Genomic DNA, 22,315 nt, shown 5'->3' on the forward strand with positions numbered 1-22,315 from the left:
TAACTTCGCCTCGTTACATCAAGCGTTGATAAAGGTCGCGGTAGGACTGCGCCGCAACGTGCCAGCCAAAGTCCATGGACATCGCCTGACGTTGTACGTAACGCCACAGGGATGGACGGGACCACAAGACGAAAGCACGCCGGATCGCCCGAAGCAGCGACCAGGCATTACTGTCCTCGAAAACAAACCCGCTGGCGATACCATCCGCCAGGTTTTCCAGGGAGCTGTCAGACACCGTATCCGCCAGCCCGCCCGTGCGGCGTACCAGCGGCAACGTACCGTATTTCAGACCATAGAGCTGCGTCAGGCCGCAGGGCTCGAAACGGCTCGGCACCAGAATCACGTCCGCGCCGCCCATGATGCGGTGCGAGAACGCTTCGTGATAGCCAATCTGCACGCCCACCTGCCCCGGATGTTCCGCCGCGGCCGCAAGGAAACCTTCCTGCAATACCGGGTCGCCCGCGCCGAGCAGCGCCAGTTGCCCACCTTGCTCCAGTAATCCCGGCAGCGCTTCCAGCACCAGATCCAGCCCTTTCTGGCTGGTCAGGCGGCTGACCACCGCAAACAGCGGTACCTTGTCGTTGACCTTCAGCCCCATCGCAATCTGTAGCTGGCGCTTGTTCTCCGCTTTGTCCTCCACGGAGTCGCGTCCATAGCGCGCCGCCAGCAGGAGGTCCGTTTCCGGATTCCAGATCTGTTCATCTACGCCGTTCAGAATGCCCGACAGACGACCTTCACGGTGGCGCTGTTGCAGCAGCCCTTCCATACCGTAACCGAACTCCGGCTGGGTAATTTCACGCGCGTAGGTTGGGCTGACCGCCGTGATATGGTCGGCGTAGTACAGACCCGCCTTCAGGAAAGAAATCTGTCCGTTAAACTCCAGCCCGTGCATGTTAAAGAACGACCATGGCAGATCGATGTCATTCATATGATGCGCGTAATACATGCCCTGATACGCCAGGTTGTGCACCGTAAACACCGATTTGGCCGGGTGCCCCTTCGCCGCCAGATACGCAGGAGCCAGCCCCGCGTGCCAGTCGTGCGCGTGCACCACGTTCGGACGCCAGAACGGATCCAGCCCGACGGCCATCTCCGCCCCCACCCAGCCGAGCAGGGCAAAGCGCAGCACGTTATCGGTATAGGCGTACAGGTTGGTATCGTGATACGGGCTGCCGGGTCGATCGTATAAATGCGGGGCATCAATCAGGTAAATCCCTGTGCCATTGTAATGTCCAAACAGCAGGGTGATACGTCCCGCGAAGGTCTCGCGACGGGTAACAACCTTTGCATCGGGAATACCACGCCGGATATCCGGAAAAGCGGGCAACAACACGCGGGTATCCACCCCTCCGGCAATTTGCGCCGCCGGTAGTGCACCAAGAACATCCGCCAGTCCGCCCGTTTTTAACAACGGGAACATCTCAGAACATACGTGTAAAACCTGCATCATCGCTCCTGTTTGATTTGCAGCTTCCGCAACATTTCCCGTGTTACTAACACGATCCCCTCTTCCGAACGGTAGAAACGACGCGCATCTTCTTCCGCGTTTTCCCCAATCACCATCCCTTCGGGAATGACGCAGGCACGGTCGATAACGCAGCGACGCAGACGACATGAGCGCCCTACCCAGACATCCGGCAGCAGGACTGCCGAATCGATATTACAGAATGAGTTTATACGCACGCGCGGGAACAGCACGGACTGCACCACCACCGAACCGGAGATAATGCACCCGCCAGAGACCAGCGAGTTGAGCGTCATACCGTGGCTGCCGGAGCGGTCCTGGACGAACTTCGCCGGCGGCAGCGATTCCATATGGGTGCGAATCGGCCAGTTCTGGTCGTACATATCCAGCTCAGGCGTGACGGACGCAAGATCGAGGTTGGCTTTCCAGTACGCTTCCAGCGTTCCCACATCGCGCCAGTAAGGTTCCGCATTCGGATCGGACTGCACGCAGGACAGCGGGAAAGGATGTGCATACGCCATGCCAGCTTTGGTAATTTTCGGGATAATGTCTTTGCCGAAGTCGTGACTGGAGTTCTCGTCTTTGTCGTCCTCTTCCAGCAGTTCATAAAGATAATCGGCGTCAAAGACATAGATCCCCATGCTGGCGAGCGATTTGGTGTCATCTCCCGGCATGGTTGGCGGGTTCGCCGGTTTTTCGACAAAGTCGATAATCTTGTCGTCGCCATCTACATGCATCACGCCAAACGCGGTTGCTTCCGCAACAGGCACCGGCAGGCACGCCACGGTGCAGCGCGCCCCTTTTTCGACGTGGTCGATCAGCATGTGGGAGTAATCTTGCTTGTAGATGTGGTCCCCGGCGAGGATAACGATGTATTCCGCGTTGTAGCGGCGAATGATGTCGAGGTTCTGGGTCACGGCATCCGCCGTGCCGCGGTACCAGTTCTCCCCGTGAACGCGCTGCTGCGCCGGGAGCAGATCGACAAACTCGTTCATCTCTTCGCTGAAGAATGACCAGCCGCGCTGAATGTGCTGCACCAGCGTGTGCGACTGATACTGGGTAATGACGCCAATACGACGAATGCCTGAGTTCAGGCAGTTTGACAGTGCAAAATCGATAATACGGAACTTACCACCAAAGTGAACGGCCGGTTTAGCGCGCTTGATGGTCAAATCTTTCAGACGGGTACCACGCCCGCCCGCGAGTATCAGGGCAACTGTTTTTAATGGTAGCTGGCGCGCCAACATTAACGGATCGTTCTTCTCTAATCTAACCATGACTAACTCCTTTTTTATCATCTTTGGAATACGCACACTCCGTGCGCAGGCCCGTGCCAGACAGCCATAACAACCGGATTATCCGCTCCGGCAAAGGGAGGAATGGCTCGCCACTCCCCGTCAGGTAAAACAATCTCTGCGACGTCATCCGTCGCGTTCAGCGTCACCAGCCACGCATCCGAAAGCAGGATTTGCAGACAGGGTATGCCGTGTTGCCACTCTTGCGCGCTTAACGGTTGCGCGTCTTTATTCAGCCAGCGAACGTTGCCGTCGCCCTCTTCCCACCAGCGGTCGGCGGTGAGCGCGGGGATGCGCTGGCGAAGATGGATCAGCGCCGCGGTGAAATGGGTCAGCCCGCTGTTCGCTTCTCCCCAGTCGAGCCAGGTCAGGGTGTTGTCCTGGCAATAGGCGTTGTTGTTGCCGTGCTGGCTGTGGCCGTGCTCATCGCCCGCCAGCAGCATCGGCGTGCCCTGCGACAACAAAAGCGTCGTCAGCAGCGCATGAACGCTGGCGCGTCGCCGCTCGATCACATCCAGACTTCCGCCTAACCCTTCTATACCATGGTTAAAGCTATGGTTATTGTTAGTCCCATCGCGATTCTCCTCGCCGTTTGCCTCATTGTGTTTCTGATTGAAACAAACGCAGTCGCGCAGCGTAAAACCGTCGTGCGCCGTCACCAGGTTAATGGTGGCCGACGGACGTTTGCCGTCACGCTTAAAGAGATCGCTGGAGCCGGCAAAGCGACCGGCAAACTCCCCCAGCGACAGATCGCGCGTCAGCCAGAAGCGGCGGACGGCATCGCGGAAGTGGTCGTTCCACTCGGCAAACAGCGGCGGGAAGTTCCCCACCTGATAACCGCCCTCGCCGATGTCCCAGGGCTCCGCAATCAGCTTCACCTTTGAAAGCACCGGGCAGTTTTTGATGGCCTCAAACAGCGGCGCCTGCTGGCTGAACGCCGGGGTGCGCCCCATCACTGGCGCCAGGTCGAAGCGAAAACCATCCACGTGGAACGTCTCAACCCAGTATTTCAGGCACTCGTACGCGTAATGCGTAACGGCCGGATGACTGAGGTTGAGGGTGTTACCGCACCCGGTCCAGTTCTCGTAATCGCCGTCGTCCCTGATCCAATAATAGCTACGGTTATCGATTCCGCGCTGTGAGAGCGTCGGGCCGTCAAGATCGCTTTCCGCACTGTGGTTCAACACCACGTCCAGAATGACCTCGATACCCGCCGCGTGAAGCGCCTTCACCGCATCGCGAAACTCATCCCGCGCCTTCTCAGGATTCACCGCATAACGCGGATCGAGGGCGAACAACGCCAGCGGGTTGTAGCCCCAGTAGTTGCTTAACCCGAGACGCTGTAGCCGCGGCTCGCTGGCGAAATGCGCCACGGGCAACAGCTCCAGCGCGGTGATCCCTAAGTGCTTCAGGTACGCGACCATCGTCGGATGCCCAAGCGCTTTGTAGGTGCCGCGCATCTCTTTGGGAATTGACGGGTGCAGATACGTCAGCCCTTTAACGTGGGCTTCATAAATAACGGTGTTGCCCCAAGGCGTACGCGGCGGGGCATCGTCTTCCCAGTCGTAGAGATCGTGCACCACCACGCTTTTGGGCGCGACGGGCGCGCTGTCGCGGTGGTCAGGTTCGCCGTAGCCAACGTGGAACAGCGGGTCATCTTTAAACTCACCGTCCACCCGGTGCGCACACGGGTCAATCAGCAGCTTCGCCGGGTTAAACCAGTGCCCCTGAGAGGGCTCCCAGGGGCCGTTTACGCGAAAACCGTAGTGCATCCCCGGCCGTCCTCCGGCCAGGTAGCCATGCCAGGTATCCCCCGTGCGCGCCGGTAAATCGTAACGGTGCTCGTTACCTTCCCCGTCAAACACACAGAGTTCCACCCGCTCCGCATGGGCGGAAAAGAGCGTAAAGTTCACTCCCTTTCCGTCAAAACTCGCCCCGAGCGGTTCGGGTTTACCTGCCGTAAGCTGCGTCATTCTCCCTCCCGCACCAGCCAGATTGTGCCAAGCGGCGGCAGTGTCAGGCTCAGGGAGTTCGGACGGCCATGGCTTTCAATGGCATCGCTCTGCACCAGCCCGCCGTTACCCGCATTGCTGCCGTGGTAATGCATGGAGTCGGTATTGAGAATTTCGCGCCATTTGCCCGGCTGGTTAATGCCGAAGCGGTAGTGTTCACGCGGCACTGGCGTGAAGTTGCTGGCGACGATGATCTCGTTACCCGCCTTGTCGCGGCGCGCAAAGACAAACACCGAGCGCTCGTGGTCGTCCACCACCAGCCACTCAAAGCCGTACGGGTCGAAGTCCAGCTCGTGCAGCGCTTTGTGGTGGCGATAGGTCAGGTTCAGGTCGCGGACCAGACGCTGTACGCCGTGGTGCCAGTTGTCCGCGCCTTCCAGCAGATGCCAGTCAAGGCTGGTATCGTGGTTCCATTCGCGCCCCTGCGCAAATTCGTTGCCCATAAACAGCAGCTTTTTGCCCGGGAAGGCGAACATCCAGCCGTAGTAGGCGCGCAGGTTGGCAAACTTCTGCCACGCGTCCCCCGGCATGCGGTCGAGAATGGATTTCTTGCCGTGCACCACTTCATCGTGCGACAGCGGCAGCATGAAGTTTTCGGTGTAGTTGTAGAGCAGCCCGAAAGTGAGCTTATCGTGGTGATACTGACGATAAACCGGGTCGAGCTTCATGTAGTCGAGCGTGTCGTGCATCCAGCCGAGGTTCCACTTGTACCAGAAGCCCAGTCCGCCCATTGACGGTGGACGGGAAACGCCCGGGAAGTCGGTGGACTCTTCCGCCATGGTCACGGCACCTTCCACCTGCTCCCCGATGATGCGGTTGGTGTTGCGCAGAAACTCAATCGCTTCGAGGTTTTCACGCCCGCCATACTCGTTCGGGATCCACTCACCCTCTTTGCGGCTGTAGTCGCGGTAAATCATCGACGCCACCGCATCGACGCGCAGGGCATCAATGCCGAAACGCTCGATCCAGTACAGCGCGTTCCCGACCAGGTAGTTCGATACTTCACGGCGACCGTAGTTGTAGATCAGCGTGTTCCAGTCCTGGTGATAGCCTTCGCGCGGGTCGCTGTGCTCGTAAAGCTTTGTGCCGTCGAACTCTGCCAGCGCAAAATCATCCGACGGGAAGTGGCCCGGCACCCAGTCGAGGATCACGTTCAGCCCGGCGGCGTGCGCGGCATCGATGAAATAGCGGAAGTCATCGCGCGTGCCGAAGCGGCGCGTAGGCGCATACAGCCCGGTTGGCTGATAGCCCCAGCTGCCGTCGAACGGGTGCTCGTTGATCGGCAGCAGTTCCAGGTGCGTAAAGCCCATCCATTTGGCGTACGGCACCAGCTGGTCCGCCAGCTCGCGATAGCTCAGCCAGAAGTTGTTATCGGTGTGGCGACGCCACGAGCCGAGATGCACTTCATAGACGGAGATCGGCGCATCAAAGCGGTTAGCCTGCTTGCGCTCTTCCGTCTGGACAACCTTCTCCGGCAGGCCGCAAATCAGCGAGGCGGTATTCGGGCGCAGTTCGGCCTCAAAGGCGTACGGGTCAGATTTAATGCGCAGCTTGCCGTTGGCATCGATCATCTCGAATTTGTAGAGCTGACCGTTGTGCGCACCGGGGATAAACAGCTCCCAGATGCCGGTTTCCCGGCGCAGGCGCATGGGGTGACGACGACCGTCCCAGTAGTTGAACTGCCCGACAACGGAGACGCGCTGGGCGTTTGGCGCCCATACGGCAAAACGCGTGCCGGTGATACCGTCCATGGTATCCGCATGGGCACCCAGCGTTTCGTAAGGGCGTAAATGGGTCCCTTCGGACAGCAGCCAGGCGTCCATCTCTTTTAAAAGCGGGCCGAAGCTATAGGGATCGTCAATCAGGTTTTGCTGACCGTGCCAGATAACGGCAAGCTGATAACGAAAAGGATTTTTACGGCGGGGCATGACGCCCGAGAAGAAGCCACGCGAGTCGAGGCATTCCAGATTACCCACCTTGCGGCCGGTTTTGGGTTCGATAACCCACACTTCTGTTGCATCCGGTAACAGCGCACGAACTTCCAGTCCGGCCTCTGTACGGTGCATCCCTAGCACAGAAAAGGGGTCGGCAAAGTGACCCGCAATAAGCGCATTAATCACGTCTCTCGAAATACGATCGGACATGGTATTCATCCTGTTTTTTTATGTCGCCCTTTTTACGCGCTCCGGGACGACTTTTAATGTGACCTAAACGGTGCAGTTAATCCTCTCTGCTCCGCCCTACCCTCAGGTGAGAAATAAATCTTCCTTAAAGCATAGCCAACGTCGTGGGTCCTCCTGATAAAAAATAAGACATCTGCGTTTTACTCCATGTAGTACGCAAAAAAAGGGGGTGACAATCACCCCCCGTGTTTAACAAATTATTACGCCAGCTGGCGCAGCATGCGGCGCAGCGGCTCGGCGGCACCCCACAGAAGCTGGTCGCCAACGGTGAACGCGGAGAGGTACTCAGGCCCCATGTTCAGCTTGCGCAGGCGGCCAACCGGGGTGGTCAGCGTGCCGGTGACGGCTGCCGGGGTCAGTTCGCGCATGGTGATATCGCGATCGTTTGGCACCACTTTCGCCCACGGGTTATGCGCGGCCAGCAGCTCTTCCACGGTCGGAATAGACACATCTTTTTTCAGTTTAATGGTGAAGGCCTGGCTGTGGCAGCGCAGCGCGCCGATACGCACGCACAGACCGTCAACCGGAATGGTGTTCGCGGTGCCGAGGATTTTGTTGGTCTCAGCCTGGCCCTTCCACTCTTCGCGGGTCTGGCCGTTATCCAGCTGTTTGTCTATCCACGGGATCAGGCCGCCGGCCAGCGGTACGCCGAAGTTATCCACCGGCAGCTCGCCGCTGCGGGTGAGCTGAGTGACTTTATGCTCGATATCGAGGATCGCGGACGCCGGGTCTGCCAGCTCGGCAGCGACGCTCTGGTGCAGCTGGCCCATCTGGGTCAGCAGCTCGCGCATATGACGCGCGCCACCGCCGGACGCCGCCTGGTAGGTCGCCACGGAGACCCACTCCACCAGATCCTGTGCGAACAGACCGCCGAGAGACATCAGCATCAGGCTGACGGTGCAGTTACCGCCAACAAAGGTTTTCACGCCGTTGTTCAGGCCGTTGGTGATGACGCCCTGGTTAACCGGGTCGAGAATAATGATGGCATCGTCTTTCATGCGAAGCGAAGAGGCCGCGTCAATCCAGTAGCCCTGCCAGCCGCTTTCACGCAGCTTCGGATAGATTTCGTTGGTATAATCGCCGCCCTGGCAGGTCACAATAATGTCGAGTGCCTTCAGCGCCTCCAGGTCGTAAGCATCCTGCAACGTGCCTGTGGTACCCCCAAAGGACGGTGCAGCCTGGCCGAGCTGGGAAGTGGAGAAGAAGACCGGGCGGATGGCGTCGAAATCGCGCTCTTCAACCATGCGTTGCATGAGTACAGAGCCGACCATACCGCGCCAGCCGATAAAACCAACGTTTTTCATAGCATTTTTTTCCTGCAAGGGGTGTGTGCTGATTGTGCAAGCCAGTATTGAACTGGGATATGCTTCACATTACAAAATGCTGCCAAAGTCGCAAGCGAAATTAATCGATGATTGCCCGGCAATCAGAAAAAGTGCTAATCATCGCAATGACCACAATAAGTATCAGGGATAATTTAAGATGAGTGAAATCATTTCCGCAGCGGTTTTATTGATCCTGATTATGGATCCGCTCGGTAATCTGCCGATCTTCATGTCGGTGCTGAAGCACACCGAGCCGAAGCGCCGTCGGGCGATCATGATCCGCGAGCTGCTCATCGCCCTGCTGGTGATGTTTATCTTCCTGTTCGCCGGTGAAAAAATTCTCGCTTTCCTGAACTTACGCGCCGAAACGGTCTCCATTTCCGGCGGGATCATTTTGTTCCTGATTGCCATTAAGATGATTTTCCCGAGCGCGGAGGGCAGCAGCAGCGGCCTGCCTGCGGGTGAAGAGCCGTTTATCGTGCCGCTGGCGATTCCGCTGGTCGCCGGGCCAACGATTCTGGCCACGCTGATGCTGCTGTCGAATCAGTATCTGAATCAGATGAGCCATCTGGTGATTGCCCTGCTGATCGCCTGGGGCGGGACGTTTATTATCCTGTTGCAGTCGTCGCTGTTCCTGCGCCTGCTGGGTGAGAAAGGGGTGAACGCGCTGGAGCGCCTGATGGGGCTGATTCTGGTGATGATGGCAACGCAGATGTTCCTGGACGGGATCCGAGCGTGGATGAAAGGATAGGTAAAAGCAAAACGGCAATCCTTGATTGCCGTTATTAGTGTTTGCTCCCTCTCCCCGTGGGAGAGGGAGAAAACCGGGATTAACTCAGCAGCGTAAACGCAATCATCCCGACAACCGCACCCGTCGTGCCGAGGATGGTTTCCATCAGCGTCCAGGTTTTCAGGGTTTGCGCTTCGGTTGCGCCGGTAAATTTACCGAACAGCCAGAAGCCTGCATCGTTCACGTGAGACACCACAATCGAACCACCCGCGATACAGATAGAGAGCGCCGCCATCTGCGCGCCGGAGTAGTTCAGCTGTTCAATCACCGGCATTACCAGACCCACGGCGGTTAAGCACGCCACGGTCGCGGAGCCCTGAATGATACGCACCGCCGCGGCCAGCACAAAGCAGGTGACCGCAATCGGCAGGCCCATTCCGGTCAGCGCTTCGCCCAGCGCCGGGCCAACGCCGGAATCCACCAGCACCTGCTTGAACACGCCGCCCGCCCCGATCACCAGCAGGATAATCCCCGCCGGTTGCAGCGCGGCACCACAGATCTCCATCACGCGGTCTTTCGGCATGCCCTGACGCATTGCCAGGCCGTAAATCGCGACCAGACACGCCACCAGAATCGCAGTGAACGGATGACCAATAAATTCGAACCATTCGTAAGCGGTTGACCCCACCGGCACAAAGCGTGCAGCGATGGTTTTCAGGCCCACCAGCACCAGCGGCAGCAGGATCAGCGACAGACTGAAGCCGAAGGACGGCATTTTACCCTCGCCCAGGTGCGGCTCGGTGATGTCGTCCGGAATGTGCAGCTCAACGTAACGGCTGATGAAGTTTCCCCACAGCGGACCGGCGATAATCATCCCCGGGATCGCCGCACACAGGCCAATCAGGATCATCCAGCCAAAGTCAGCATGCATCTGGGAGGCCAGCAGCATCGGCGCAGGCCCCGGCAGCAGGAACGCCGCCGCCGCCGCCACGCCCGCAAACAGCGGAATGACCAGCTTCACGAGGTTAGTACCAGTATGGCGCGCCATGGAGAACGCCACGCTTATCAGCAGCACAACGGCCACTTCAAAGAACAGCGGCAGCGCGCAAATCAGACCGGCCAGACCAATCGCGTAGTGCGCACGGCTGTGCCCGAAGGATTTCAGCATCTTGACCGCAATCTGATCGACCGCGCCCGTCTCGTGCAAAATCTTGCCAAACATCGCGCCCAGTGCCACCACAATGGCCAGGAAGCCGAGCGTGCCGCCCATCCCTTTTTCCATCGTCGCCGCGATTTTGTCGAGCGGCATGCCGGAAAAGAGACCAGCACCAATAGAAACCACCATCAAAGCAACGAAGGCGTGCATACGTGCCTTCATCACTAAAAACAGCAGCAGCAATACGGAACCCACTGCTGTCAAAACTAGCGTTAATGTACTCAAAACTTACTGCCTTTTATTAATAACCTCGATGGTGCTGGCAACAACACCTTCCAGCGGCTGATCGATATCAACCACTAAGACATCCTGCTCGTCAGCACCCGGCTCCTGCAACGCTTCGAACTGCGTTACCAGCATCTGGGTTTTGAAGAAGTGGCCTTTACGCGCCTTCAGGCGGCTTTCAATCACCCCGAAATCGCCTTTCAGGTAGATGAAAGAGAGGTTCGGGTTGCCGTCGCGCAGCAGGTCGCGATAGGTTTTTTTCAGCGCGGAACAGACGATCAGGGAGACTTTATTGGTGCGCTGCATCGCGAACGCGGCGTCATTCAGCGCCTGCAACCACGGTTTGCGGTCGTCGTCGTTCAGCGGCTCGCCGGAAGCCATTTTCATGATGTTGCTACGCGGATGGAGGAAGTCACCATCAAGAAACGCAGCCTGGAGTTGATGCGCCACTTCGCTCGCCACGGCAGATTTACCGCTACCGGACACGCCCATCAGGACGTAAACGTGGTGATCGTGATTAGTCGTGCTCAAAGGGTGTCCCTCAGTCAATTGTTACGGGTAACAGTTATCGGTAACATTGTCCTGCCGGGGCATAAGAGAAGCAATATCCAAACGTGCGCGAAGTGAATAAGTGTGAGCTACTTCAAATTTGTCGGATTAAATAGATCCACCCGGTGACAAGGTGAAACCTAAATCTAACATTTTAGGGGTAACTGCCTCACCACGAATGCGCGCCAGCAGGCGTTCTGCACCAATGCGGCCCATGCGTTCACGCGGGGTCAGGACGCTCGCCAGACGCGGCTCCATCACCTGGCCAATGTCGTGGCCGTGGAAACCGGCAATCGCCATATCATCCGGGATTTTTAAACCCAGACGCTGGCACTCAAACGCCGCGCCGACCGCAAGGTCATCGTTGGTACAGAAAATACCGTCCAGTTGCGGATACTCGCGTCGCGCCTGACGCATCAGCTCAATACCCGACGTGTAAGAAGAAGATTGCTCCACCATCACGCTGTACGGGGTTAAACCGGCGTCGAGCATCGCCTCCTCGTATCCCTTCTGTTTGATGATAGTACGTTCATCCAGACGCGCACCCAGATAGGCCACATGGCGATGACCGCGGGCGATGATCGCCGCCGTCATCTGACGCGCCGCTTCAAAGTTATCGAACCCCACGGCGATGTCGAGGCACGGCGACTGGCTGTCCATCAGCTCCACCACCGGAATGCCTGCCACTTCAATCATTTTCAGCGTGCGCGGGGTGTGAGTACGTTCCGTTAAAATCAGGCCGTCGATGTTCCAGGAAAGCATCGATTCAAGACGTTCCTCTTCCAGTTCCGGCTTGTACCCGTAGTGGGCGAGCATGGTCTGATAGCCAAACGCATCGGTGACGCTTTCGATGCCACGCAGCACTTCGGCGAATACCTGGTTGGTTAAGGAAGGAAGCAGGACGCCCACCGCACGGCTGGTCGCATTGGAGAGAATATCGGGCGCGCGGTTGGGGATATAACCCAGTTCATCAAGGGCGGCGGCAATCTTGCCACGCAACGCCACGGAAACCTGTTCCGGGTTACGTAAAAAACGGCTGACCGTCATTTTGGTCACACCGACGCGATCGGCGACATCCTGAAGTACGGGGCGTTTCTTTTTCATCGTCCTGAGAAATCTTGAAGTGAGAGATTTGCTCAGTTTATCACGGACAAAGCTCAACCTTCCCCGTTTAAAGGGAAGGTTGAGAAATTATTTAGACCGGCGGCAGGTCAAACAGCAGAATTTCACTTTCGCTGTCGGCATGCACGGAGAGCGCCTGCTCATCCCAGACGGCCAGACCATCGGCGGTTGTCGCTTTGGTGCCATTGATGGACACCTCCCCTTTCACCACCTGGATCCACACGCGGCGGTTGGCGGCGATCTGGTGCACAGACTGTTCATCTTTCGCCAGCGCCCAGCGGTACAGCTCCATATCCTGATGCACTTTCAGGGAACCTTCACGCGCATCCGGCGAGAGCACCAGCTGTTTGCCCTGTTTCGCGTCGAAGCGGCGCTGCTCGTAGCGTGGCGTGATGCCGGTCTCTTCTGGAATGATCCAGATTTGATACAGGTGCAGTTTTCCCGTTTTGCTCGGGTTGTACTCAGAGTGACGCACCCCGGTCCCCGCGCTCATAATCTGGAACTCGCCCGCCGGAACCTGCTCTTTGTTGCCCATGCTGTCCTGGTGCTCAACCGCCCCTTCCAGCACATAGGTCAGGATTTCCATGTCTTTGTGCGGGTGGGTACCGAAGCCCTGGCCTGCATCAATCACGTCATCGTTAATCACGCGCAGTGCGGAGAAGCCCATGAAGTTCGGGTCGTAGTAGTCGGCAAACGAGAATGAATGCCATGAGTCCAGCCAGCCATGATTCGCGTGACCACGTTCGTTTGCTTTGCGTAAGTAGATCATTGTTTTCACCCTCAGTTCGTTTCGATGGAGTAAGTGTGGACGCAAACGCCCTGGGATCATAGAGGGTGAAAATTGACTCCTCTGTTCAAAAATTGTGAACAAGCGCAGAGGAGCCGTTTTTGCTTATTTCGCGAGGGTTACCGTGGCAGGAGAAGCCTGTTCGAAGGCCCGTTCGAGGATTTCCAGGTTGGTCAGAACGTCAGATTCCTTGACGTAATTCGCCGTGCCGTTTGTGAGGGTCTCAAACAGCGCATCATAGACGCGTCCATAGTCGCCCGTTTCCGGCTTCAGCTCTTCCCTGACCGTCACGCCCTCGTCGTTCACGTACTCCAGCACGCCCACGGAATCATCTGCCGCAAAGCCCGGTTCACCCGGCATGATATTGGCCTTCAGGCTGGTCTCCTGCTGGTCAATGCCGTACTTGATAAAGGAGCCTTTCTTGCCGTGAACGATAAATTTCGGGTAGTCGATTTTCACCAGGTGGCTGGTTTTCACGATGGCTTTGAGATCGCCGTAGAACAGCTGTGCTTCAAAGGTATCGTCCGGGTTGGCCTTATTGCGCAGGCTGCGGATGTCATACGCCACGTGGTCCGGGCGGCCAAACAGGGAAATAATCTGGTCCATGGTGTGCACGCCCAGACCGTAGAACGACCCGTCCTGCGGCAGTCCTGGCTGGGTTTCCGCCACCGGGCGGTAGTAATCGAAGTGGCTTTCGATTTCCACGATCTCGCCGAGTTTGCCGCTTTCAATCGCCTTTTTCGCCGTCAGGAAGCAGCTGTCAAAGCGTCGGTTCTGGTACGGCGTGACGGTCAGCCCTTTGCTTTTCGCCAGCGCGAACAGCTCCTTCGCTTCGGCGATGGTCGGAGTGAACGGTTTTTCCACCAGCACGTTTTTACCTGCTTCCAGCGCGCGTTTCGCGTAGTCAAAGTGGCTGTCAGCGTGGGTACAGACCACCACCAGCTTCACCTGCGGATCATTTAACACTTCATCAAGATCGCTGGTGAAATGAATATGGGAATACTGCGGAGACTGTTCTTCCGGCTTCGCGCTGCGGCGGTAGATATGAGCGACGTGCCAGGTCTCTTTACGGTTGAGAACATACGGAAGGTGGTAACGCGTGGTGCTTTTGCCAAATCCAATAAATGCGCAGTGTAGTGTCATGGCTCAGTCCTTTTTCGAAGGTTGCTGAGTCTAACCATAACAAAAAAAAGCCAGCTAAAAGCTGGCTAAAGTAATACTGGAAGCAATGTGAGCAATGTCGTGCTTTCAGGTTCCCGTAGGAGGTCTTCCTGAACGCAGAGCAATAATAATCATTCTCATTCGCACTTGTCCAACACTTTTTGCAAAAAATAGCGATTGACTCAACTTTTAAAGTCACTGATGTTGGAGGGGACTTTTAACTGACTGAGGAACAAGGAATGAGTGAGATAGTGATACGCCACGCTGAACCGAAAGATTACGACGCCATTCGTCAGATCCACGCCCAGCCGGAGGTGTACCACAACACGCTACAGGTTCCTCATCCTTCAATGGAAATGTGGCAAATGCGGCTAGGCGAACAGCCGGGCATTAAACAGCTGGTTGCCTGCATTGATGATATCGTGGTCGGCCACCTCACCATTGATGTCGCCCAGCGACCACGCCGCAGCCACGTTGCCGATTTCGGTATATGCGTTGGCGCAGAGTGGCATAACCGCGGCGTGGCCAGCGCGCTGATTCGCACCATGATCGATATGTGCGACAACTGGCTGCGCGTCGACCGCATCGAGTTAACGGTGTTTGTGGATAACGAACCGGCAATCGCGGTGTACAAAAAGCACGGGTTTGAGATTGAAGGCACCGGCAGGCGCTATGCCCTGCGCAACGGCGAGTATGTGGATGCGTATTATATGGCGAGGATGAAGTAATGAGTTGCCGGGTGGCGGCTTCGCCTTACCCGGCCTACGTCCGTGTCGTTGTAGGCCCGGTAAGCGCAGCGCCTCCGGGCAACAAAATCAATACCCCGCCGTTAAATCATCCACCGAACGCGGGTCCGACGCGCCAAACAGCGCGCCATCCGGTCCGACCATAATGCTCTGGGTGCTGCCCATCGCCTCCTTCACCGCCACCTTCTGCCCGCGCTGCTCAAGCAGCTTGAGGGTGTCCGGGCTAAAGCCCTTCTCCACGCGCAACTCGTCCGGCAGCCACTGGTGATGGAAACGCGGCGCATTGGTCGCTTCGGCGACGTTCATCCCAAAGTCGATGCTGTTCACCACCATTTGCAGTACGGTGGTGATAATCCGGCTCCCGCCAGGGCTGCCGGTCACCAGCCAGGTTTTGCCGTCTTTCACCACAATGGTGGGCGACATGGATGATAGCGGACGCTTCTTTGGCCCTACTGCATTTGCATCGCCGCCGACCAGGCCGTAGACGTTCGGCACGCCCGGTTTGGCAGAGAAATCATCCATCTCGTTGTTCAGCAAAATACCGCTATTGCCCGCCACAATCCCGGTGCCAAAGGTGGTGTTAAGCGTGTAGGTCACCGCCACCGCGTTTCCGTCTTTGTCCACGACCGTGAAGTGGGTGGTCTGGTTACTTTCATACGGCGCCAGCTTGCCCGGGCGGATCTCGCTCGACGGTTTAGCCTTGTTGATGTCGATCTCATCGGCAATCGATTTGGCATAGGCTTTGTTGGTCAGCGCCTGCCACGGCACCTTTACGAAGTCCGGGTCGCCGAGGTATTCCGAGCGGTCAGCGTAGGCGCGCTTTTCCGCCTCGGCCATCACCTGCATGGCATCGGCGCTACCGAAGCCATACTTGTGCATATCGAAGTTTTCCAGAATATTGAGGATCTGCACGATGTGAATGCCCCCGGAAGACGGCGGCGGCATGGAGAAGACCTCGTAGCCGCGATAGGTGCCACTAATCGGCTCGCGCTCCACCGCCTTATATTCCGCCAGATCCGCTTTGGTGATCAGCCCGCCGTTCTTCTGCATCTCATCCGCAATCTGATCGGCAATCGGCCCCTTATAGAAGGCATCCGGACCGTTTTCGGCAATCAGTTCGAGACTTTTTGCGAGGTTCTTCTGCACCAGCTTATCGCCCTTCTTCAGCGGCTCGCCGTCTTTCCAGAAGATAGCCTTGCTGTTCTCATGATTGGGAATAACTTCGCTGCCGTAGGTTTTGAGGTCGTCCGCCAGCGCGTCGTTGACGACGAAGCCGTCGCGCGCCAGCCTGATGGCAGGCTGCACCACTTTATTCAGCGGCAGCGTGCCGTATTTTTCCAGCGCCAGCGAGAAGCCCGCAACGGTGCCCGGCGTGCCGGAGGCAAGGTGCGAGGTCAGGGATTTTTTACTGTCCGGATTGCCCTGATCGTCGAGGAACATATCGCGGGAGGCCTGGTTCGGCGCCATCTCACGGAAGTCGATGGCCGTGGTTTTACCGTCTTTGGTGCGCAGCATCATAAACCCGCCGCCGCCCAGGTTCCCCGCCTGTGGATGCGTCACCGCCAGCGCATATCCCACCGCGACCGCCGCATCCACCGCGTTACCGCCCTGTTTAAGAATATCGACGCCCACCTGCGTTGCCAGCGCGTCAACCGAGGCCACCATGCCGTGCGTCGCCCGCACGGGGTGAAAAACATCCTCCTCCACGCCGTAAGAGACCGGTGGAGCGGCGGGCGGGTTGGCCGCCACGGTAAATGTGCCGCCTGCCATCAGCGCAGCGATGGCGACCCAGCGCAAAAAGGTTGGTTTCATCATTATTGTTCTCCAGGTAAAGGGCCCATATTCCCCGCTTAAGCCTGGTTCACAACTCTTAAAAAATCATCGTTATGCCGGAATGAGGGTAAACTTAAGAGAAGCCTCAAAGGAGGAGATAACCATGAAACGATTACTGATCCTGACCGCGCTGCTTCCGTTCGCCGCGCTCGCACAGCCAATCAACACCCTGAACAACCCGAACCAGCCGGGCTACGTCATTCCGAGCCAGCAGCGTATGCAGACGGAGATGATGAGCCAGCAACAGCAGCAGAAAGGGATGCTCAATCAGCAGTTAAAGACGCAGACCCAGGTGCAGCAGCAGCACCTGCAAAACCAGATGAATACCAACACCCAGCGCGTACAGCAGGGCCAGATGCTTGAACAGCCGCTGCCCAATGCAAACGGTGGGATGTTAGGAGGCGGAGTATCGCAAAGCAGCGGTCAGCAGCACATGCTGCCGACCCAGCAGAACGGCAGTATGCTTAATAAATAAAGTTCGGCCCGATCTGGTCAATCGCATCGGTACAGATGCTGTCCACGCCCCAGCGCAGCAGCTCGGCTGCACGCTGGGGTTTGTTGACGGTATACACCAGGATATGCAGACCGGCCTCCTTCAACAGCGTCACGCGCGCTTCATCCAGCAGCTTATGGTTGAGGTGGATCGACACGCAGCCTAAGCGGGTCGTCAGCGCGCGCCAGTCTTCTCGCCACGCATCCAGCAGCAGCCCGCGCGGCAACTCCGGAACGGCGGCCTGTGCGGCTTCCAGCGCGTCGATGTCAAACGACGACAGCAGCGGCGCGGTCATCCCTTCCCACAGCTCACGTGCGGCAAGGGCAATCACTTTACCCGTCAGCGGCCCGGTGCCGGTGGTCGGTTTGATTTCAATATTGGCCATCATGCCGTGTTGACGACAGCGGTCCGCCACTTCCGCCAGCAGCGGCAGCGGTTCGCCTTTGAATTCGCCGCTGAACCAGCTTCCGGCGTCCACCTTCAGCAGGTCACGCCACGGCAGTTCACCCGCCACGCCCCAGCCGTTGCTGGTGCGTTCGAGGTTGTCGTCGTGCAGCAGGAAAATTTCGCCGTCCTTCGACAGCTTGGCGTCGAACTCGATCATCGTGTGGCCGTAGCGTGCGCCAACGTCAATTGCCGCCAGGGTGTTTTCCGGCGCCAGTTTACCGCCGCCACGGTGGGCGACGATGTGGGGGTAAGGCCAGTTGCTCATACTCGTTGTCCTGTTTCACCGTCAAATAAGTGCAGGTGATTTTCCGGCATATGCAGCCACAGCGTGCTGCCTGCTTTCGGGCGCTCCTGATGCGGCAGACGCACTACCAGCTTTTGCTCGCCCCAGCGTCCGTGCGCCAGGTTGTCTGCGCCCAGCATCTCCAGCGTGTCCATCACCAGCGGCACGCCGCCGTCCGCCTGAGACGTCAAACCAATATGTTCGGGGCGGATACCAAGCGTCATCTTACGCCCGGCGTAGCCACGATAGTACCAGTTGATCGGCAACGCCATCCCGCTTTCCAGCTCGAAGTGGGTTCCCGCCGCATTGATCCGCCCGTCCAGCAGGTTCATCGCCGGGCTGCCGATAAAGCTCGCCACAAAACGGCTGGCCGGTTTTTCGTATACCTCCACTGGGGTGCCAATCTGCTCGGCGATGCCTTTGTTCATCACCATCACGCGCTGGGCGAGGGTCATGGCTTCAACCTGATCGTGGGTCACATAGAGGGACGTGGTTCCCAGCCGCCGATGCAGCTGCTGTAGCTCAAGACGCATCTGCACGCGCAGTTTGGCGTCGAGGTTTGACAGCGGTTCGTCGAACAGAAATACCGCCGGATCGCGCACGATGGCGCGCCCCATCGCCACGCGCTGGCGCTGGCCGCCGGAGAGCTCGCGCGGGCGACGCTTGAGCAGGCCGTCCAGCTCCAGAATGCGCGCAGCCTCTTTCACGCGCTCCTCGATATGGCCTTTGCCCATACCGCGAATTTTCAGCCCCCAGGCCATGTTCTCTTCCACGCTCATGTGCGGATAGAGGGCGTAGTTCTGGAATACCATCGCGATGCCGCGATCTTTGGGTTCCATCTCGGTAACGCGCTGGCGGTCAATCCAGATATCCCCGGACGTCACACGCTCCAGCCCGGCCACCATACGCAGCAGGGTGGATTTTCCGCAGCCGGACGGGCCGACCATCACGATAAATTCCCCGTCCGCCACGTCGAGCGTCAGCGGCTGAATGACCTGGGTTTTGCCGTCCCAGCTTTTGGTTACTGCCTGTAATTTTAAACCTGCCATCTTATTTCTCGCTATCGACCAGGCCGCGGACAAACGCGCGCTGCATGGCTAAAACAATGACTACGGGTGGGATAAGGGTGAGCAGCATCGCCGCCATCACCTGGTTCCAGAGGGTGGTGCCTTCGCCGGTGGCGATCATGCCTTTGATGCCTGCCACGGCGGTGCCGAGGTTGACGTCCTGAACGATCAGCAGCGGCCACAGATACTGGTTCCAGCCGTAGATAAAGGTGATCACAAACAGCGCCGCGAGATTGGTTTTCGACAGCGGCAGCACGATGTCGCGGAAGAAGCGCATCGGCGAGGCCCCGTCAATGCGCGCGGCTTCAATCAGCTCATCCGGCAGGGTCATAAAGAACTGGCGAAACAGGAAGGTGGCGGTCGCCGAGGCCATCAGCGGCAGGGTCAAGCCCGCGTAGCTGTCGAGCATCTTCAGGTTGGCGATCACCTCCACCGTCGGGAAGATACGCACCTCCACCGGCAGCATCAGGGTGATGAAAATCATCCAGAAAAACAGGTTACGCAACGGAAAGCGGAACCAGACGATGGCGAAGGCCGAAAGCATCGACACGGTGATTTTGCCGACGGTGATGCCGAACGCCATGATGAAACTGTTGAGCATCATCAGCCAGAACGGCGCGCTGTTAGCGCCCACGCCCTGCGTCCAGATAGTTTTCATGTTCTCGAAAAGATGCGTGCCTGGGATCAGCGTCATTGGCGTGTCGAACACCGCTTTGGTGTCCAGCGTGGCGGCGACGAAGGCCACGTACAGTGGGAACAGGATGACGAGGATGCCCAGAATCAGCAGGGTATGGCTGAAAATCGTCAGCCCGCAACGGTTCTCAATCATTGGTAGCGCACCTTACTTTCGACATAGCGGAACTGCACCACCGTGAGGATGATGACGAGGAACATCAGCACGACCGACTGTGCAGCAGAGGCTGAGAGATCAAGCCCGGCAAAGCCCTCGCGGTAGATCTTGTAAATCAGCGTGGTGGTTGCCTGCACCGGGCCGCCCGCGGTGGCGGCGTCGATCACCGGGAAGGTGTCGAAGAAGGCGTACACCAGGTTCACCACCAGCAGAAAGAAACTCACCGGGGCGATCAGCGGCAGCGACAGCCGGAAGAAGCGGCGCACCGGCCCTGCGCCGTCGATGGCGGCGGCCTCCACCAGCGAACGCGGGATAGACTGTAGCGCGGCAAAGAAAAACAGGAAGTTATAGCTGATCTGCTTCCACACCGAGGCGAACACCACCAGGAACATCGCCTGACCGCTATTCTGGGCGTGGTTCCAGTCATAGCCAAACTCACCCAGGAAGTGGGTAATCAGCCCGCGGCCCGGGTTAAACAGGAAGATCCACAGCACGGCGGCCACGGCGGGAGCCACGGCGTAGGGCAGCAGCATCAGGGTCTGATACAGACGGCTGCCCCGTACTACGTAATCCACCAGCGCGGCGAAAAACAGCGACGCGACAAGACCGCTGACTGTGACCAGCGCGCTGAATTTGATCGTCGTCCAGAAGGAATCCAGGTAGTAGCTGTCGTGGAACAGCGCGGTAAAGTTGTCCAGCCCGACAAACTGGCTGGAAAGCCCGAACGGATCGACGCTTTGTACCGAGTACCACAGCGCTTCGCCCGCAGGCCAGATAAAGAAGATGACGGTGATGACCAGCTGCGGCGCGACCAGCAGATACGGCAGCCAGCGGGAACGGAACACCGGACGGGATGATGACATAGGTTAGCTCAGGTTGGTTTCCCCTCACCCCGTCCCTCTCCCAAAGGGAGAGGGTTAGTGAGGGCAAAAAGATTAAGATTTCGTCGACTGCTCAAAGCGGCGCAGCAGCTGATTCCCGCGCTCTACCGCGGAATCCAGCGCCTGCTGTGGCGTTTTCTTCCCGGTCCACACGCTTTCCAGCTCTTCATCGACGATGGTGCGGATCTGCGGCATGTTGCCCAGGCGCAGGCCTTTGGTGAACGGCAACGGCGGCTTGTTCAGCATCTGACGCGTCGCGATATCCGCGCCCGGGTTCTTGCTGTAGAAGCCCTGCTCGCGGGTCAGGTCATACGCGGCTTTGGTGATCGGCAGGTAGCCGGTCTTCTGGTGCCACTCGGCGGCGTTTTCCGGCTTCGCCAGGAAGTCGAGGAACTCGGCCACGCCTTTGTAGGTGCCGTTGTCTTTACCCTGCATCACCCACAGGCTCGCCCCGCCGATGATGGCATTCTGCGGCGCGCCTTTGACGTCAGCGTCGTACGGCATCATGCCCACGCCGTAATTGAATTTGGCGTAGTGACGGATGTCTGCCAGCGAGCCAGATGAGGCGGTGGTAATGGCGCAGTCGCCGTTGTAGAACTTCTCGGTGGATTCGTCTTTACGCCCGAAGTAGCTGAAGTCGCCCTTCTTATTGAGTGCTTCCAGCAGCGCGATGTGCTTCACCTGCTCCGGCTTGTTGAACTCCAGCACCGCGTCGGTACCGTCGAAGCCGTTGTTTTTGGTGGCAACCGGCAGGCCGTGCCAGGCGCTGAAGTTTTCAATCTGGATCCAGCCCTGCCAGCCGCTGGCGTAGCCGCACTTCATCCCCGCCGCTTTCAGCTTCGCGGTGTATTCGGCCAGATCCTGCCAGGTTTTTGGCGGCTGCTCCGGATCTAAACCGGCTTTCCTGAAGGCGTCTTTGTTGTAGTACAGCACCGGCGTGGAGCTGTTAAACGGCTGGGACAGCAGATGCCCGCTTTTGGAATCCGTATAGTATCCCGCCACGGTTGGCACGAACTGGGACTCGTCAAAGTTAATGCCCGCCTCTTTGAACACCTCGTACACCGGCTTGATGGCTTTGGAGGCCATCATGGTCGCGGTGCCCACTTCATAAACCTGTAACAGCGCAGGCGCGTTACCGGTACGGAAGGCGGCGATGCCCGCGCTCAGGCTCTGCTCGTAGTTGCCTTTGTACACCGGCACAATTTTGTAATCCGGGTGGGTGTCGTTGAAACGCTGCGCCAGGGAGTCAACTTCTTTACCCAACTCCCCTTCCATGGAATGCCAGAACGGAATGGTCGTCACAGCCATTGCGTTCGTCGCAAAAGCCAGACCCAGTGCCAGACCCAAAGCTGTGTGTCGTAACGATGTCATTGTCATCTCTCTTATTGTGCCGGATGCGCGATATCACGCGTTTTATGCTCGCGAGGTAACATGACATGCTCGAATGACAGAAAAATAACTGTTTGTTTACAGACAGGTGACAGCCAGGCGTCAGAGGGATGATGGTTGTGTGAAGGGGTTTAGATGTTGGGTGCGGTCTGGTGCCCTCACCCCGGCCCTCCCCCTGTGGGCTGAGGGATCCCCAGTAATATGGTCATGCCACCATGACCATATTACTGTACTCTTTTCCCAGCTTTTTCATCTC

The 22,315-nt window shown here is 57.9% G+C and carries 19 protein-coding genes; 3 read left to right on the forward strand and 16 right to left on the reverse strand.

Features of this window, described 5'->3' with window-relative positions:
* Nucleotides 1–13 precede the first annotated feature (13 nt).
* The 5 genes from glgA to asd form a co-directional block, all read right to left on the reverse strand.
* Nucleotides 14–1,447: a glycogen synthase GlgA gene (gene glgA, locus ACOTYB_RS13000; RefSeq protein ID WP_003861584.1), complete on the reverse strand. Its 1,434-nt coding sequence runs from the start codon at nt 1,445–1,447 to the stop codon at nt 14–16.
* The gene (gene glgC / locus ACOTYB_RS13005) at nt 1,447–2,742 is read right to left on the reverse strand and encodes a glucose-1-phosphate adenylyltransferase (RefSeq protein WP_003861582.1); all 1,296 of its coding nucleotides are present in this window, start codon (nt 2,740–2,742) and stop codon (nt 1,447–1,449) included. The genes glgA and glgC overlap by 1 nt, the downstream gene beginning before the upstream one ends.
* A gap of 17 nt (nt 2,743–2,759) precedes the next feature.
* Entirely contained in the window at nt 2,760–4,733 is a 1,974-nt protein-coding gene (glgX, locus tag ACOTYB_RS13010; protein WP_409248870.1) for a glycogen debranching protein GlgX, read from the reverse strand.
* Nucleotides 4,730–6,916, reverse strand: coding sequence for a 1,4-alpha-glucan branching enzyme (gene glgB / locus ACOTYB_RS13015; RefSeq protein ID WP_023314968.1), 2,187 nt, complete (start codon nt 6,914–6,916; stop codon nt 4,730–4,732). Before glgB ends, glgX begins: the two co-directional genes overlap by 4 nt.
* A gap of 239 nt (nt 6,917–7,155) precedes the next feature.
* Nucleotides 7,156–8,259, reverse strand: a complete 1,104-nt coding sequence (gene asd / locus ACOTYB_RS13020; protein ID WP_409248871.1) for an aspartate-semialdehyde dehydrogenase — start codon at nt 8,257–8,259, stop codon at nt 7,156–7,158.
* Between the two features lie 178 nt (nt 8,260–8,437).
* On the opposite strand from asd, the gene ACOTYB_RS13025 reads away from it, so the two are divergent.
* The gene (locus ACOTYB_RS13025) at nt 8,438–9,031 is read left to right on the forward strand and encodes a YhgN family NAAT transporter (RefSeq protein ID WP_421765819.1); all 594 of its coding nucleotides are present in this window, start codon (nt 8,438–8,440) and stop codon (nt 9,029–9,031) included.
* A 79-nt stretch (nt 9,032–9,110) separates the two neighbouring features.
* Here the strand turns inward: ACOTYB_RS13025 and gntU are convergent, their stop codons facing one another.
* The 5 genes from gntU to ACOTYB_RS13050 all read right to left on the reverse strand — a co-directional run bounded on the left by gntU (nt 9,111) and on the right by ACOTYB_RS13050 (nt 14,052).
* A complete protein-coding gene (gene gntU, locus ACOTYB_RS13030) occupies nt 9,111–10,451 on the reverse strand; it encodes a gluconate transporter (protein ID WP_003861572.1) in 1,341 nt (446 codons plus the stop codon).
* A gap of 3 nt (nt 10,452–10,454) precedes the next feature.
* Complete coding sequence (gene gntK / locus ACOTYB_RS13035) at nt 10,455–10,982, reverse strand: gluconokinase (RefSeq protein ID WP_003861569.1); 528 nt, start codon at nt 10,980–10,982, stop codon at nt 10,455–10,457.
* 126 nt (nt 10,983–11,108) lie between these two features.
* Entirely contained in the window at nt 11,109–12,104 is a 996-nt protein-coding gene (gene gntR, locus ACOTYB_RS13040) for a gluconate operon transcriptional repressor GntR (protein WP_220153398.1), read from the reverse strand.
* Nucleotides 12,105–12,195: 91 nt separating this feature from the next.
* Nucleotides 12,196–12,891 carry a pirin family protein gene (locus ACOTYB_RS13045; protein WP_409248872.1) on the reverse strand — a complete coding sequence of 232 codons (696 nt, stop codon included), beginning with the start codon at nt 12,889–12,891 and terminating at the stop codon, nt 12,196–12,198.
* Nucleotides 12,892–13,014: 123 nt separating this feature from the next.
* Nucleotides 13,015–14,052 (reverse strand): oxidoreductase, encoded by a 1,038-nt coding sequence (locus ACOTYB_RS13050; protein ID WP_003861563.1) that lies wholly within the window; start codon nt 14,050–14,052, stop codon nt 13,015–13,017.
* A gap of 257 nt (nt 14,053–14,309) precedes the next feature.
* Here ACOTYB_RS13050 and yhhY point away from each other — a divergent pair, with 257 nt between their 5' ends.
* Entirely contained in the window at nt 14,310–14,798 is a 489-nt protein-coding gene (gene yhhY, locus ACOTYB_RS13055; RefSeq protein ID WP_003861561.1) for an N-acetyltransferase, read from the forward strand.
* Between the two features lie 87 nt (nt 14,799–14,885).
* Here yhhY and ggt read toward each other — a convergent pair whose 3' ends face one another.
* Entirely contained in the window at nt 14,886–16,631 is a 1,746-nt protein-coding gene (gene ggt / locus ACOTYB_RS13060; protein ID WP_220153400.1) for a gamma-glutamyltransferase, read from the reverse strand.
* Nucleotides 16,632–16,752: 121 nt separating this feature from the next.
* On the opposite strand from ggt, the gene ACOTYB_RS13065 reads away from it, so the two are divergent.
* Complete coding sequence (locus ACOTYB_RS13065; protein WP_022651960.1) at nt 16,753–17,124, forward strand: DUF2756 family protein; 372 nt, start codon at nt 16,753–16,755, stop codon at nt 17,122–17,124.
* On the opposite strand, the gene ugpQ is transcribed toward ACOTYB_RS13065, so the two are convergent.
* From ugpQ to ugpB, 5 genes are all read right to left on the reverse strand, one after another.
* Nucleotides 17,114–17,854 (reverse strand): glycerophosphodiester phosphodiesterase, encoded by a 741-nt coding sequence (gene ugpQ / locus ACOTYB_RS13070; RefSeq protein ID WP_045336146.1) that lies wholly within the window; start codon nt 17,852–17,854, stop codon nt 17,114–17,116. The genes ACOTYB_RS13065 and ugpQ overlap by 11 nt on opposite strands.
* On the reverse strand, nt 17,851–18,921 hold the full coding sequence (locus tag ACOTYB_RS13075; RefSeq protein WP_003861554.1) for a sn-glycerol-3-phosphate import ATP-binding protein UgpC: 1,071 nt from the start codon (nt 18,919–18,921) through the stop codon (nt 17,851–17,853). The genes ugpQ and ACOTYB_RS13075 overlap by 4 nt, the downstream gene beginning before the upstream one ends.
* A gap of 1 nt (nt 18,922) precedes the next feature.
* Nucleotides 18,923–19,768, reverse strand: coding sequence for a sn-glycerol-3-phosphate ABC transporter permease UgpE (gene ugpE, locus ACOTYB_RS13080; protein WP_003861552.1), 846 nt, complete (start codon nt 19,766–19,768; stop codon nt 18,923–18,925).
* Entirely contained in the window at nt 19,765–20,652 is an 888-nt protein-coding gene (gene ugpA / locus ACOTYB_RS13085; protein ID WP_003861551.1) for a sn-glycerol-3-phosphate ABC transporter permease UgpA, read from the reverse strand. The genes ugpE and ugpA overlap by 4 nt, the downstream gene beginning before the upstream one ends.
* Nucleotides 20,653–20,724: 72 nt before the next feature.
* Entirely contained in the window at nt 20,725–22,041 is a 1,317-nt protein-coding gene (ugpB, locus tag ACOTYB_RS13090; protein ID WP_022651963.1) for a sn-glycerol-3-phosphate ABC transporter substrate-binding protein UgpB, read from the reverse strand.
* Nucleotides 22,042–22,315: the final 274 nt, after the last annotated feature.

Source organism: Enterobacter cloacae complex sp. IR5450 (assembly GCF_049238665.1).
Taxonomy (GTDB): domain Bacteria; phylum Pseudomonadota; class Gammaproteobacteria; order Enterobacterales; family Enterobacteriaceae; genus Enterobacter; species Enterobacter hormaechei_C.